General features: G+C 64.6%; 14 protein-coding genes. 11 read left to right on the top strand and 3 right to left on the bottom strand.

The features are described 5' to 3' along the window. The first annotated feature begins 12 nt into the window (after window positions 1–12). The 5 genes from gghA to OB916_RS02685 all read left to right on the top strand — a co-directional run bounded on the left by gghA (window position 13) and on the right by OB916_RS02685 (window position 7,123). A complete protein-coding gene (gene gghA, locus OB916_RS02705; protein ID WP_315907735.1) occupies window positions 13–2,427 on the top strand; it encodes a glucosylglycerol hydrolase in 2,415 nt (804 codons plus the stop codon). 323 nt (window positions 2,428–2,750) lie between these two features. Further along, the gene (locus OB916_RS02700) at window positions 2,751–3,746 is read left to right on the top strand and encodes an aldo/keto reductase (protein WP_315907734.1); all 996 of its coding nucleotides are present in this window, start codon (window positions 2,751–2,753) and stop codon (window positions 3,744–3,746) included. 26 nt (window positions 3,747–3,772) lie between these two features. Then, window positions 3,773–4,846 (top strand): TrmB family transcriptional regulator, encoded by a 1,074-nt coding sequence (locus OB916_RS02695; RefSeq protein ID WP_315907733.1) that lies wholly within the window; start codon window positions 3,773–3,775, stop codon window positions 4,844–4,846. A gap of 64 nt (window positions 4,847–4,910) precedes the next feature. Beyond that, window positions 4,911–5,969: a Gfo/Idh/MocA family protein gene (locus OB916_RS02690; RefSeq protein ID WP_315907732.1), complete on the top strand. Its 1,059-nt coding sequence runs from the start codon at window positions 4,911–4,913 to the stop codon at window positions 5,967–5,969. A 113-nt stretch (window positions 5,970–6,082) separates the two neighbouring features. Next, window positions 6,083–7,123 carry a VOC family protein gene (locus tag OB916_RS02685; protein WP_315907731.1) on the top strand — a complete coding sequence of 347 codons (1,041 nt, stop codon included), beginning with the start codon at window positions 6,083–6,085 and terminating at the stop codon, window positions 7,121–7,123. An 8-nt stretch (window positions 7,124–7,131) separates the two neighbouring features. On the opposite strand, the gene OB916_RS02680 is transcribed toward OB916_RS02685, so the two are convergent. Continuing rightward, the gene (locus tag OB916_RS02680; RefSeq protein WP_315907730.1) at window positions 7,132–7,770 is read right to left on the bottom strand and encodes a helix-turn-helix domain-containing protein; all 639 of its coding nucleotides are present in this window, start codon (window positions 7,768–7,770) and stop codon (window positions 7,132–7,134) included. A 120-nt stretch (window positions 7,771–7,890) separates the two neighbouring features. On the opposite strand from OB916_RS02680, the gene OB916_RS02675 reads away from it, so the two are divergent. The 4 genes from OB916_RS02675 to OB916_RS02660 all read left to right on the top strand — a co-directional run bounded on the left by OB916_RS02675 (window position 7,891) and on the right by OB916_RS02660 (window position 9,342). After that, window positions 7,891–8,124: a DUF2249 domain-containing protein gene (locus tag OB916_RS02675; protein ID WP_315907729.1), complete on the top strand. Its 234-nt coding sequence runs from the start codon at window positions 7,891–7,893 to the stop codon at window positions 8,122–8,124. Between the two features lie 37 nt (window positions 8,125–8,161). Next, a complete protein-coding gene (locus OB916_RS02670; protein ID WP_315907728.1) occupies window positions 8,162–8,572 on the top strand; it encodes an SRPBCC family protein in 411 nt (136 codons plus the stop codon). Window positions 8,573–8,655: 83 nt separating this feature from the next. Then, on the top strand, window positions 8,656–8,958 hold the full coding sequence (locus tag OB916_RS02665) for a CGCGG family putative rSAM-modified RiPP protein (protein ID WP_315907727.1): 303 nt from the start codon (window positions 8,656–8,658) through the stop codon (window positions 8,956–8,958). A gap of 12 nt (window positions 8,959–8,970) precedes the next feature. Further along, window positions 8,971–9,342, top strand: a complete 372-nt coding sequence (locus OB916_RS02660) for a hypothetical protein (protein ID WP_315907726.1) — start codon at window positions 8,971–8,973, stop codon at window positions 9,340–9,342. A gap of 179 nt (window positions 9,343–9,521) precedes the next feature. Here the strand turns inward: OB916_RS02660 and OB916_RS02655 are convergent, their stop codons facing one another. After that, complete coding sequence (locus tag OB916_RS02655) at window positions 9,522–10,448, bottom strand: phosphotriesterase family protein (RefSeq protein WP_315907725.1); 927 nt, start codon at window positions 10,446–10,448, stop codon at window positions 9,522–9,524. 366 nt (window positions 10,449–10,814) lie between these two features. Here OB916_RS02655 and OB916_RS02650 point away from each other — a divergent pair, with 366 nt between their 5' ends. Then, a complete protein-coding gene (locus OB916_RS02650; protein ID WP_315907724.1) occupies window positions 10,815–11,489 on the top strand; it encodes an HAD family hydrolase in 675 nt (224 codons plus the stop codon). Continuing rightward, window positions 11,486–12,451, top strand: a complete 966-nt coding sequence (locus OB916_RS02645; RefSeq protein WP_315907723.1) for a phosphotransferase family protein — start codon at window positions 11,486–11,488, stop codon at window positions 12,449–12,451. The genes OB916_RS02650 and OB916_RS02645 overlap by 4 nt, the downstream gene beginning before the upstream one ends. A 54-nt stretch (window positions 12,452–12,505) precedes the next feature. Here OB916_RS02645 and OB916_RS02640 read toward each other — a convergent pair whose 3' ends face one another. After that, complete coding sequence (locus tag OB916_RS02640) at window positions 12,506–13,174, bottom strand: helix-turn-helix domain-containing protein (protein ID WP_315907722.1); 669 nt, start codon at window positions 13,172–13,174, stop codon at window positions 12,506–12,508. Between the last annotated feature and the right edge of the window lie 130 nt (window positions 13,175–13,304).

Genomic DNA, 13,304 nt, shown 5'->3' with positions numbered 1-13,304 from the left:
AGTTGTACCAGCATGACCACCGAAGTCACCTTGCTCGAAGACGCCACAGAGGCCCTCTGCGAGTGGCACCGAGACTGTCGCGACCGTCACGAAGACGACTTCGAGGCAGCCAAAGAGATCGTCGCCCGGCTGGGCGCACACTACGAGGACGGCGTCACCGAGGTCGGGTTCTGGACGCCGGAGATCGTCGAGGCGGGCGTGCCCCACGAGGACGTGTATCTGGAGGTACTGACGCCGACAGAGGACGTGCAGGTGTTCGAAGACGGCGTCGATCAACAGCGGATCGAGGTCCGCCGCGATCGGTTGCCGATCTACCGGGAGGGCGAGTATCACTGGGCCGTCGTCGAGGGCATGACTCCGGGGACGCGCGAGCAGTTCGGATCGCTCTACCAGCTCGTCTACCGCCAGGACGGCGAGTGGCACACCGTACAGGATCCGATGGCGTACTCGGTGCCGTTCGGCGTGTTCGGGCCCGCGGAACTGATCGATCTCGACACGCTCGACGCCGAGCGTGACGATCGGGAATACTTCGAACAGTTCGGCACCGACGAGGAACCGATCCCCACGACCGAAGACGACGGGCTCCCGCGAGTCGACCCGGCGACGAGCATGGTCGAAGTCCATCCCGGCACGGCGACTGAAAGCGGCTCGCTCGGCGGGCTCGCACGGCGATACGAACGGATCGGCGAGAAGCTCCGGAGCGACGAGGACCTGACGGCGGGCGAACGGATCCACCTGGGCTACGACGCGATCCAGCTGATGCCGGTCGAGCCGATCACCGAGCACCGCGAGAACCACGACTTCTGGTCGGTCGAGGGCGATCGCGTCGCGCTCGAAGGAGGCGAGACGGTCGAGTTCGTCGCCGAACAGCCCGACCTGATCAACTGGGGCTACGACATCGTCATCCGGGCGTTCTCGGCCCCGAACCCCGCGATCCTGGAGACCGGCCGGCCACACGAACTGGTCGATTTCATCGCCGCGTGTCACAACCTGCCCGAGCCGATCCGGATCGTCTTCGACATCGCGCTCGGCCACGCCGAAGGTCGGGCAGACGAACTGCTCGACGAGACGTTCATCGAGGGGCCGGGAATGTACGGGCTCGAACTGGACTACCTGCATCCGGTCGTCCGGGCAATCGTGCTGGATCTGCAGCGCCGGAAGATGGATTTCGGCGCCGACGGCATCCGCGTCGACGGCGCACAGGACTTCAAGTACTACGACCCCGGCCCGGACGAGTTGTTCCACGACGACGAGTTCCTCGCGGAGATGGACGAGGTCACACAGGAGGTCGCCGGGACCGAGTACCGACCCTGGATGATCTACGAGGACGGTCGGCCCTGGCCCCGCGGGGACTGGGAACTGGCTTCGACCTATCGGGAACTCATCAAACAGCACCCCCACAGCTTCCAGTGGTCGCCGATCACCTTCGCGCACAACAAGCCCGCCCTGCTGACCTTTTGGGCGAGCAAGTGGTGGCGCGTCTTCGAGGTCGCGGACTTCGGCAGCAACTGGATCACCGGCGTCGCGAACCACGACACGCTGCGCCGGGGGACCCAGCAGCCGCTCCCGAAGGGCTGGGAAGAGGATCCGATCAACCCCTATCTGGGTGAGGACGGCCCCGAGATCATCGACGAGGCCTACGACCAGCCCTCGACGAACATGCTGTTGCACTGTCTGTTGCCGGGCGTGCCGATGGACTTCCTCAATGCGAACGCCCACGCGCCCTGGTCGTTCATGCGTGATACCGACGACGAGTGGAACGTCAAAGTCGTCGCCGAAGAGGACAACTTCCTCGATTGGCACGTCCCCGCCGAGTTGTACGACGACGACCGGTTCTTCGGGCGTCTGAAGGCGATGGGGGTCAACGACCGCGACGACCTGGACCAGTTCGTCCACGTCCTCCACGACGTCGGCGAGGCCACCGACTGGGAGCTGGAGGACATGGCGGCGACCATCGAGGCGCTCGGATCCCCACTTTCGGGGAAGGCAGTGACTGCAGCGGACCTCGAACGCTTCGGCGAGGCCTGGATGGCTGACGTCAACGAGTTCGCGAACCTCTCACACTGGCTAGACACGCTCGACGACGATCGTGCTGCGTTCATGCACCGCGTCCGGCAGTTCCGCCAGGAGCGGCCGTGGCTGTTGGAGGACATCGACGTCGACGGCGACGAGGTGTTCGACTACGTCCACCCGGTCGACGGGACCGTCGTCTACTACGGCTTCCGGGGGTCGCCCGATGGCGACGAACAGATCCTGTTCGTCGGGAACATGGAAGGGCCCGAAACGACCGTCGGACCGACGGCGCTCGACGATGCGATTCCCGGTTCGGGCTGGGAGCCCGCCCTGGTCGCCCCGGGTGTCGATCCCGACCTGCAGGAAGTCGCACTCGACAACGGCCAGGCCGTCGTCTGGACCCGCCAGCCGTAGTCACACGCCCGATATCGGATTCGCACCTTCCGCTCGATATCGAAACGATTTTTACAATCAGAGTTGTAACTCCTGGTAGCCCGTGGGTACCCCGTCGTGACGACGTTCTCTCTCCTGGGTGCCCTCACGGGCCACCCCCACCCCCCACCCCCACCACACCCTTTCGAAACCCCCACCCAACTGTAGTGGCGACGGTCTCGCTTCGATCCCCTTCTCGATCGAGACCCCGTGAAGGTCGTCGTGTCACCGTGTAGCTCTCGACGGATTGTTCAAGCTAGCAGACACACAGCAGATTTTTACAACGTCGATTAAAATATACGATCATGGACAGTGACGTGGTACCATACACGACGCTCGGATCGACCGGTCTGGAGGTGTCCCAACTCGCCCTCGGCTGTATGAACTTCGGCAGTGAGGCCGAGTGGATGATCGACGATCGCGAGCAGAGCTTCGAGATCATCGACAGAGCGATCGACCTCGGGATCAACTTTCTGGACACCGCGAACGTCTATTCGACAGGTGAAAGCGAGGAAATCGTCGGCGAAGCCATCGCCAGCCATCGCCGGGACGAGCTGGTGATCGCGACGAAGGTCTTCGGGGAGATGCACGACGGCCCCAACGGACAGGGACTCTCGCGCAAGCACGTCATCGATCAGGCCCACGCCAGTCTGGATCGGCTGGGCGTCGACTACATCGATCTCTATCAGATCCACCGCTGGGACGAGGAAACGCCCGTCGAAGAGACGCTGTCTGCATTGACGTATCTCGTCGACGAAGGCCTGGTTCGGTACATCGGGGCCTCGACGATGGCGGGCTGGCAGTTCTCGAAAGCGCTGTACACCGCCGACATCGAGGGCTACGAACGGTTCGTCTCGATGCAGCCGGAGTACAACGCCGTCGATCGCCACGAGGAGGCGAACCTGCTGCCGATCTGTGCCGAGGAAGACATCGGCGTGATTCCGTGGTCGCCGCTGGCCGGCGGATTCCTCACCGGCAAGTACGAACGCGACGATGAGCCGGGCGAAGACTTGCGGGCTGCGACCGACGAGTACACCCAGAATCGCTTCACCGAGGAGAACTGGGACGTCCTGGACGAGATTCGGGACATCGCCGAACAGAAAGACGCGACGCCGGCGCAGGTCAGCCTCGCGTGGCTGCTCGAACAGGACGTCGTCACCGCACCGATAATCGGCCCCCGACGGCTCGATCACCTCGAAGAGAACGTCGCCGCCGTCGATATCGAGCTGACCGACGAGGAAGTAGAGCGGATCGCCGAGCCGAAGTTCCCGCAGTGGCCACAGCCAGGGAAGGATCGATGACGACGGACACTGGATCGATGACAACAATGGATACGTCCACGCTGACGACGGTACTCGAAGACGCCGGCCTCTCGCCGTACCAGGCCGACGCGTACGTGACCATCCTCGAACTCGGCTCCGCGTCGGCCACCGACATCGCCGAAAAGAGTGACGTCCCGGATCCACGGATCTACGACGTCCTCCGGGATCTGGAAAAACACGGCTACATCGAGACCTACGAGCAGGACAGCCTCCACGCCAGGGCCTACAGTCCGGATTCGGTGCTCGAAGACCTCCGCGAGCGTGCGGATCGGTTCGAGCAGGCCGCCGACGAGATCGAAGATCGCTGGGAAGCGCCGACGATGGACTCCCATACCGTGAGTTTCGTCAAGCGGATGGACACGGTTCTGGACAAAGCTGAGACGAAGATCAGGGAGGCAGTAAACCAGGTCCAGGTCGCCGCCGATCGCGAGCAGTACGAGCGCCTCCGTCCGGCGCTCAAAGCGGCCCACGAGAACGGCGTCCACATCAGGCTCGCACTGTACCTGGAAGAAGGCGAATCGCTCCCTCCGAAAGAAGAACTGGATAGCGTCGCGACACAGGTCCGATACCGGGCGATTCCGATGCCGTTTATCGCGCTCGTCGACCGGACCTCGACTTGCTTCGCCCCACACGTCCTCTCGGCGAACCGCTACGGAATCATCGTCGAGGACCGGACCCACGCGTACGTCTTCCACTGGTTCTTCATGGCTGGACTCTGGGAGTCGACGGAGCCGCTGGTCGAGGACACCGACGACTCGCTCCCGCGGACGTACGTCAACATCCGTCAGTGCATCCGGGACGTCTGGCCGCTGCTGGAGGACGGCGCGACGCTCTCTGTCAGCGTCGAGGGTCTCGAAGTCGAGTCCGGTTCGACGGTGTCCTTCGACGGCAAGATCGTCGACGTCTCGTACCCGAGTCTGGAAGCCGCGGGGACGGACGCGCCGTTCCTCTATCTGGGCGGACAGGCCACGATCACTATCGAGACCGACGACGGGACCGTCGACGTCGGCGGCTGGGGTTCCGTCATCGAGGACTACGAGGCGACCAAGATCGTCCTCGAAGGCGTCACCTACGAGTAGCTGTCATCGACTGCGGGTGGCAGACCAACACACCTTTGACGCTGTCCGTTCGTCCGGTTAGGACATGGTGAATAGCAGTACCACACCACGCGTCGGGATCGTCGGCCTCGGCGGTATCGGGGCCTATCACGCCGAACTCGTCCGCGAAAACGACGCCGAACTGGTCGCCGGGCTGGACGTCGACCCGTCCGCGCGCCAGCGTTTCGAGGCCGAATACGGAATCGACACCTACACCGACCGGACCAGCTTCTACGACGCGGTCGATGCGGTCATCGTGACGACGCCGAACGCCTACCACGAGGAGTATGCCGTCGGTGCGTTACGGGCCGGTCGTTCGGTACTCGTCGAGAAGCCACTCGCACACACGCTCGAGAGCGCCGAGCGGATCGCGACCGCAGCACAGGAGGCCGACGAAATCTGCATGGTCGGCTTTCACAACCGGTTCGACCCGCGTGCCGAAGCGCTGGCGGCCTACCGCGCCGACGACTTCTTCGGGTCGATCCAGCACGTCGACGCGACCTACGTCCGTCGCCGGGGCGTTCCCGGCAAGGGGACGTGGTTCACCGACGCTGACGTCGCCGGCGGCGGTGCGCTGATCGACATCGGCGTCCACGCTCTCGATCTCGTGCTCTCGGTGCTTTCGTTCCCCGATATCGAGGAAGTCAGCGGCGTCGCGCGATCGACGTTCGGACAGCGCGAGGACTACGTCGACGTCGAGGGCTGGGGCGGCGAGGACGGTACCGTCAGCGTCGAGGACTCGGTCACGGCGCAGCTACGAACCGCCGACGACGCGACAATCTCGCTGGATGTTGCGTGGGCCGCCAACCGCACCGACGAGAAGGCCTTCCGACTCCGCGGGACCGACGGCGGGGCGTACCTCGATATGAACGGCGAACTGACGCTGTACGAGTCGGTCGGTCACGGCGTCGATCACCACCGCACGACGACTGTCGAGACTGCCGACTACGACGGGCACGCGGCCGAGCAGCAGGCGTTCTTCGAGGCCGTCGCGACCGGCGAGCCGCCGGAGCGAAACACGGTCAAACAGGCACTGACAATCCAGCGACTCGTGGAGGCGATCTACCGCTCCAGTGCCGACGGCGAGGCCGTCTCACCACGATAGTCCCGGCGTGATCGACGCCCCGACACCGGGTCAGTCCGCCATTCCTACAATATACCCCCCGGTGACACGCACGTCAGCACGAATTCAAGTTCGTCCGACCCCTACGCTCGCTGATGACCGATCCGACTCCGACGCCCGGCATCCATCACGTCACCTGCATCGCCAGCGATCCCCAGGGGAACCTCGACTTCTGGGTCGAGACGCTCGGCCTGCGGCTGGTCAAGCGGTCGATCAACCAGGACGACCCCGGCACGTACCACTTCTTCTTCGCCGACGCCGAGGGCACGCCCGGCACGAGCATGACGTTTTTCCCGTGGCGCGATCTCCCCCAGGGTCAGGCCGGTGCCGGACAGGCCGCTCGAACGGCGTTTCGGGTCCCCGAGGGCAGCCTCGACTACTGGGAGGCGCGCTTCGAGGAGTACGGCGTCGACTACGACGACCGGTTCGAGCGCGTCGTCGAGAGGCCGGAAGACAGCACAGCAAGGGCGAACGACGGAGCCCGCCACGCCGAAACCGTACTGCCGTTTCGCGATCCCGACGGGCTGGCGCTCGAACTGGTCGCCGTCCCGATTCCCGAAGACGATCCGACCGTCCCGTGGACGGCCTTCGTCCCCGAGGACGCGGCGATTCGGGGCTTTCACTCGGTAACGCTGTGGCTGTCCGATCCCGATCCGACGGCCGAACTCCTCCGGACGATGGGGATGGACGAACTTGGACCGGTCACGTCTGAAAGTGGCGGTCCCGAAAGAGAGCGACGGCGCTTCGCTGGGTCCGGACCCGTCGGGACGTACGTGGATCTCGTCCGGTCGACCGATCGGGGGCGACAGGGCCACGGGACAGTCCATCACGTCGCGTTCCAGACGCCGACCGACGACGACCAGATGGCGATGCGGGCGGCCGTCCGGGAAGCGGGACTGAACCCGACCCGGCAGATCGACCGCCACTGGTTTCGGTCGGTGTATTTCCGGGAATTCGGCGGCGTGCTCTTCGAGCTGGCGACCAGCGATCCGGGCTACACCAGCGACGAACCGCTCGACTCGCTCGGCGAGCGACTCGTCCTCCCCGGCGAGTTCGAACGGCGACGCGAGGAGATTGAATCGCAACTGACAGACGTGACCGTCCCGCGTCCGGAGTCGGCCACGGAAGGAAAGTAAGGGGTCCGCTATTCGGATTCCAGCTGGGTGACGTACTCCTTGACGATCTGCTCTTCGGCGCGATGGAGGGTCTCGCTCGCGGTCGATTTCGCGATGTCTAGACGGTCGGCCAGCTCGGTCAGCGAACTCTCCCGGGGTGTGTCGTAGTACCCGGCGTCGACGGCCTCGACGACGAGGCGACGCTGGCGATCGGTCAACAGCGGTTCTTCGGCGACGTGCTGGCGGATGTAATCGACAGTGTAGCTGATGTCGAACTGGTCCAGCTGCTCGCCGAGTGCCGACAGCCGATCCTGCGGAGCCGTCAGTTCCCAGACGGCCTCGCCGTCGCCGATCTCGAAGGGCATCTCCAGCGGGATCCCCGAATCACGGGCCGGAAAGAGCAACAGCGGCATCGTCGTCCGAAACCGGATCAGTACCTTGCCGTCCTCCTCCTGCAGGCGGTCGATGTCGGTCACGTCCTCGTAGCTCGCCATCTTCGAGAGGACTGCAGCGGTGTCCTCGGCGATCACCTCCGCGAGCCCGACGCCGGCGTCGACGTCGTCGCTCAGGGCCGCGAGCACTCTGAACGTCGCGTCCGGATACAGTCGGGTGAGTTCGCCCAGCCACACCTCCCGTGGCACTGTCAGCGTGAGCTTCGCCCGTGGCATTACCCGATCGAACGTGTTCGGGACACTAGTCCCCACCGGTTCGAAACGGGACGGGACGATACGTCGTCCCCGAACACGTTCGCGCGAAGACACTCGCTGCTGGCGAAGAGAGTACCGACCATGGCCGAAACCGAGCTCGATCTCAGGGACGTTCCGCCGCCACAGCGCCATCCGAAGATCCACAACGCCTTCGAGTCGCTCGACAGCGGTGACGTACTGACGATCCTCAACGACCACGAGCCGAAACCGCTGTTCTACGAATTCCGGGCTGAAGTCGAGACCTTCGACGCGGAGGGTTACGAGGTCGAACAGCGCGACGAGCGGACGTTCGTCGCGAAACTCCCGAAACAGTAACCGCAGCTTGAAACGCTGTCAGCGTCCAATCACAGCTATGGAGTCCGTCACCGTCACACGCACGATCGAGGCACCGCCCGAAGAGATCGAAGACGTGCTCGCGGATCTCGAGCCGTTCATGCGAGCGTCGGGATTCGACGAGGTCGACGTCGAAGGCGATCGACTGGAGATCTCGAAAGCGCTGGGGTTGTTGCGGATCTCACTGACGCTTGAGGTGTACGAGGACGACGAGGCGGCCCTGGCCTACGAGCAGACCGAGGGGAACTTCGAGTCCATGACGACGACGTACGCACTCTCCGAACAGGACGGGGAGACCGAGGTGACCGCCGAAACCGAGTTCGCGCTCGACGCACCCGGCGGATCTATCCTCGACGCGACGGTCGTACAGCGCCAGCGCCGCAAGGAACTCGAAGCGCAACTGAACTACCTCGAAGAGGAACTGTCCTAGCGGCCCCACCCGCGCCGGTGTCGAGCGAATGGGCGAACACGTTCGGGAGAGTACGCTTCGGGAAGCAGAATGCAGTATTGGATATGTCCAGCACCGACGCCGAACCGATCACGGATCGCCTCCATACGGGGTCGTGGTCCGCGAATCTCGAACAGCCCGAACACGCCGCCGACCGCGAACTCCTCGTCGAGCAGGCGATCGAGGCCGTCCGCCACACGGCCGAGGGAACACACGTCAACCTCGTCACTCACGGAGAGCACGGTCACCCGGACGGATACCTCTACGAGGCGCTTCGGGAGGCGATCGGGGGGATCGACGTGACGTACGTCGACCGGTGTGGCTGTGGCGGCCACGTCACGCGAGTGTTCGTCCGGGACCGACAGTGAGGTGAACGACCGATGTATTCAGAACACGGCGACCCCGAACCCGACGATCCGGAGACCGAGCAGACGGGCGCGTTTGAACGGTCGCCCATCTCAGAGAGAGAACGCGGTTCGTCGGCACAGACTCGCGATCCGGAACGGCTCGCGCGGGCGATCCGGCGACGCGGCCGCGAGATCGAACAGCAGGAACTAGAGCGTGCCCTCTCGCGCCTGGAGGCGATGGATAGCCTGACCGACGATCGACGGCAGGTGCTCGCCGAGACGGCGTCGGCGATTACCGCGAGCGTCCTCGCCGCGCCGCTCATGTCGCTTTCCGACCACGACGACTTCGGGGACGCGGATCTCGAACGGATCGAATCGCTGCTTGCGCCCGAGACTCCCCGGTGACACCCCTCGTGCCGCCAACGGAGCGGGACCGCAGCCTCACGCAGTCGGGCAGAACCCGACGACGGCGCGAGTCGAGCAGAGCAGTTGACGCGGACATCCGGAGTTGCGGGACCTTCCCAGATCACACTCGGGGGCAGAGTCGTTTGACGGCAACTGACTCGCCAGCGGGTGGGGACGATCTATCGGGTTCGCCGGCGTGCGAACGCCTGGAAGGGGTTGACGTGTGTCAGTCGTCGCGTTTCGTCCTCGCCCACGACGTCACTGAGCTTCGGCAGAAAGGTCTCCGGGAGGTACGTGTAAGGATCTGGTTCGCCCCCGCCCGGCGCTGAGGGGTCGTACCATCCGCGATCCATGCTGAGGAGAACGTGATCGCCGAGTCCTGCATCCAGCGCTGACTCGATGCGATCCAGGTAGTACGCGTCTGACTTCTCGCCACCGATAGCGTCGTATTCGATCCACGCGCCTCGCTCGGCGACCTCCCGGTGTAGCGAGGGATCGTCCTCTGCCTGTGTGTGAATCCAGACGAACCGACTGGGATCGTAACCGACGTCCTCGATCACGTCGAGTTGGTCGTGGGCGATCCGTCCCGCGGTGGTGTGGCTGCCGATGAGCGCGCCGGTTTCCGCGCCCGCCGCCGCTGCGGCGCGGAGGATTTTCTCTTCTATCTCGGTCACGCCGTCGTCGCTCGACGCGAGTTTGATCCAGGCCGCACGGACTCCGGTGTTCTCGATTCCCTCTGTCAGTTCTTCCACCATCCACTCGCGAATCTCGGTCTCGCTCGCGTCGCGGGCCCAGTCCGGGATGTGGGGCTCCCGGTAAATCCCTGTCGGGAGGACGAGCGGGAGGCCGGTCGCCTCCGAGACGGCGACGTCGATGTCAGCACGCCGACCCACGCCCGTCGGCGTGCACTCCACCAGGCACGTGACGCCGGCGGACATCGCCGCCTCGACCTCGGGGCCCATTAGCTCGATCACGTCGGCCGCCTTTGCGTCCCGCCAGTTCTCTTCCTCGATCGGCCCGAGGTCTACGAAGACGTGCTCGTGGGGCAGAATCAGCCCTAGGTCGTCGGAGCGTAGGGTGCCCTGTGTTGTGATCAGTTCGGCCATGGTTTCGCCACTCGGCGGACGGGTATAGGGATTATGCAAAAACGGTTCGGCGTGCAAGACGTCTCCGCTGTATTCACCACGCCAATCATCTGCCGGCCTGATCAGGGCGGTTCTCATAGCTGTGAAAAGCTTTCTATCTTCATACAGCGAGAGAATCTCGCCTTTCCGGTTGGTTCGGGAAGCCCCGTCGTCGTTGGGTTGCGCCCGACTGCCTGAGGGAGGTCCGCTCGCTCTCTGTTCACGACGGGGAGGAGGCCACACCGCGCTGTGTATTGAGATGGCTGTCGCCCCTGCTGAGGCCGACAGGTATATTCTCGATCTGATATCGGGCGTCGGCTTTTCTTTCAGCAGCGCCAAGCCCCCACCATGACAGATATTGACACCGTTCTTTTCGATCTCGATGGGACGCTCTGTCGGCGCACACAGGACATGCAGATGGTATACGAGCAGGCGTTCGAACGTATCGGGGAGACGCCGTTCGGCCATCCGGAGGCCCTCTGGACGGCGCTGGAGGGGCCGCCGGACCACAGCGACACGGTCGGGTACTTCGGTGCGGGATTCGCCAGGGTTGCCGCCCAGCACGGGCGATCCAGCGTCGACACGCTCGCGCTCGCCCGGGCAATGGTCTCGGCGATCGACGACAGAGCGGTAACTCGCCTCCCGGGTGTGGAGACTGCACTGGAGAGTGCAGCGGCGGTCGGTCCGATCGGCGTCGTCACCAACGGTCCACGGGACCGTCAGCGGACGAAACTCGAGGCACTCGGCGTTGCAGACCGGTTCGACGCGCTCGTCTACGGCGCGGAGCTTCCCCGCTCGAAGCCACACACTGCGCCGTTCGATCGTGCCCTCGAGGAACTCGGCGTGTCCCGAGGAGGGACACTGTACGTCGGCAACTCGCTGGGGTACGACGTCGCCGGCGCGCACAACGCAGGGCTGTCGGCGGCGTGGTTGCACGAGGACCGGGAGGTTGGGGCGTACGAACCGGAGTACGTGATCGACTCGCTCGTCGAGCTCCCGGCGATCCTGCGGGGAAGCCGATGATCGAGTCGCTGCTGGCGACGGCGTTCGACGCCGAGCCGTTGCGTACCGCGGCTGCGGTCGCACTCGATACCATCGACGGCACTCCGGTCGAAGTCGTACCGATCGATCGCGGTCGTCGAAAGCAGACGGCAGTCGCCAGGTTCGCGGACCGCGGGCCGGTCGTCGTACAGGTCTGCACCGAGCGGACCTGGCTGCGCACGGAGGCGGCGCTGTTGGGTGCGATCCGCCGGCAAACGTTCGTCCCCGTTCCCCCAGTGCTCGCGGCAGGCACGCACGGCGGCGTCGCGTACATGCTTACCGCCTACGTCGCCGGCGACGATCTCCACGAAGTGTTCGCCTCGACCGGCGACGAGACGCGCCGCGACCTCGCGCGCTGGTTCGGCACGGCACTCGCCCGGCTGCACGAAGCGTTCCGGTTTGACGGCCACGGGCGACTGACGCTCTCGGACGGGACGTTCGTGTCGGACGGTCGAGACTGGGGAGCGTGGTTCCGGGAGTACGGGCGGCGAGCCATCGACCGACTCCCCTCGGAGTTCGATCCGCTCCGCGACGACCTCCGTGCCCTGGTTGCGGTCTCACCGGGCACCGATCCTGTCGCCCGACTGTTTCCGTGGGACTTCCGTCCCGGTAACGCCCTGGTCGCCGACAATTCGATAACGGCAGTGCTAGACTGGGAAGCGCCGCTTGCGGCCGCGCCCGCCCTCTCGATCGCGAAATCCGAGTACCTCGTCGCAGACTGGTATGTCACCGATCCCGAACCGCTCCGTCGGGCGTTCAGAGACGGGTACGCTGAGGTCAGGGCCGTCCCGACGATCCGTGCTGCGCATCGCGTCGTCGCTATCGCCGAGAGCGCGGTCGATTCCGCCGGCGACGTGACGAACCCTCGCTATCCGCCGGTCGGCAGAGACGAGTCCGTCGCGTTCCACCGGGCATCACTGGAAGAAGCGCTGACTGCGGGCTGATATGCGGTACTCCGACCACTGCCGCTCCCGGGGACTAGTTGTGATACACTTCGATCACTGCCGTTCGGAACGTGCCGTTCGCGACCGTTCGAGCAGCTCGTCGAGCAACTTGTGCTGGGCGGCCGAGAGGTGTTCAGTGAACGTCGGCGTCGCGATGTCCAGCGCCTCGGCGACTTCGCCCGCGCTCGCGCACTTCGGATGCGAAAAGTAGCCCATCTCGTGGGCGGTTTCGAGGACTTCTCGCTGACGAGTCGTCAGCACGTCCAGATCGACGATTGTCCGCCGGGTTCCGTCATCGTCCTCTTGTGAGCGGGTGAGTCGGCGGATCTGTACGCCCTCGTGGCTCGCTTTGAGATCGCTGACGACATCCCGGATCGTCTGGAGATCAGTCGTCATGAACGTCACCAGGACCGACCCGTCGACGATCTGGATGTCGCGGACAGCACACCCGCTCTGCTCGACGAGTTCGCAGACACAGCCCTGGTTTGCGGGCCGCGAGAACCGGTGAACCGTCTGCTCGCCGTAGGAGAAGATCGGCTCCGACTCGAACGTCGAGAGCCACGCCGCGTCGTCGCTGACGGTAAACTCTTCGGTGACCGTGCCGCCGTCCGCGGGTGTACTGCCCCGCGATACCGACGTGATCGTGCCGGACGAGCCCGCATGGGTCGCCAGCTGACAGACGGCTGGCCCCTCGACGCGGACCTCCGCACAGATCCCGGTCATTATATTAAGCTACTCACCCCACAGCGAAAGGCGTGGTGGCGAATATGTTCGGGCAAATCGCCGTAGTACTCGCAACTTCCCCCGTTATAAATCGATCGCCGAATATATTCATAGAGAATCTGATATAAAG

Origin of the sequence: Halapricum hydrolyticum (assembly GCF_025517535.1) — an archaeon.
In the GTDB taxonomy this organism is placed as follows: domain Archaea; phylum Halobacteriota; class Halobacteria; order Halobacteriales; family Haloarculaceae; genus Halapricum; species Halapricum hydrolyticum.
This window is presented reverse-complemented; position numbering and strand designations above follow the sequence as displayed.

Coding starts and splice junctions, on each gene's coding strand:
- OB916_RS02660 (WP_315907726.1), top strand. CDS start 8,971: ATGTATTCAGAACACGGCGACCCCGAACCCGACGATCCGGAGACCGAG.
- OB916_RS02640 (WP_315907722.1), bottom strand. CDS start 13,174: ATGACCGGGATCTGTGCGGAGGTCCGCGTCGAGGGGCCAGCCGTCTGT.
- OB916_RS02695 (WP_315907733.1), top strand. CDS start 3,773: ATGGATACGTCCACGCTGACGACGGTACTCGAAGACGCCGGCCTCTCG.
- OB916_RS02675 (WP_315907729.1), top strand. CDS start 7,891: ATGGCCGAAACCGAGCTCGATCTCAGGGACGTTCCGCCGCCACAGCGC.
- OB916_RS02645 (WP_315907723.1), top strand. CDS start 11,486: ATGATCGAGTCGCTGCTGGCGACGGCGTTCGACGCCGAGCCGTTGCGT.
- OB916_RS02670 (WP_315907728.1), top strand. CDS start 8,162: ATGGAGTCCGTCACCGTCACACGCACGATCGAGGCACCGCCCGAAGAG.
- OB916_RS02665 (WP_315907727.1), top strand. CDS start 8,656: ATGTCCAGCACCGACGCCGAACCGATCACGGATCGCCTCCATACGGGG.
- gghA (WP_315907735.1), top strand. CDS start 13: ATGACCACCGAAGTCACCTTGCTCGAAGACGCCACAGAGGCCCTCTGC.
- OB916_RS02690 (WP_315907732.1), top strand. CDS start 4,911: ATGGTGAATAGCAGTACCACACCACGCGTCGGGATCGTCGGCCTCGGC.
- OB916_RS02680 (WP_315907730.1), bottom strand. CDS start 7,770: ATGCCACGGGCGAAGCTCACGCTGACAGTGCCACGGGAGGTGTGGCTG.
- OB916_RS02685 (WP_315907731.1), top strand. CDS start 6,083: ATGACCGATCCGACTCCGACGCCCGGCATCCATCACGTCACCTGCATC.
- OB916_RS02655 (WP_315907725.1), bottom strand. CDS start 10,448: ATGGCCGAACTGATCACAACACAGGGCACCCTACGCTCCGACGACCTA.
- OB916_RS02650 (WP_315907724.1), top strand. CDS start 10,815: ATGACAGATATTGACACCGTTCTTTTCGATCTCGATGGGACGCTCTGT.
- OB916_RS02700 (WP_315907734.1), top strand. CDS start 2,751: ATGGACAGTGACGTGGTACCATACACGACGCTCGGATCGACCGGTCTG.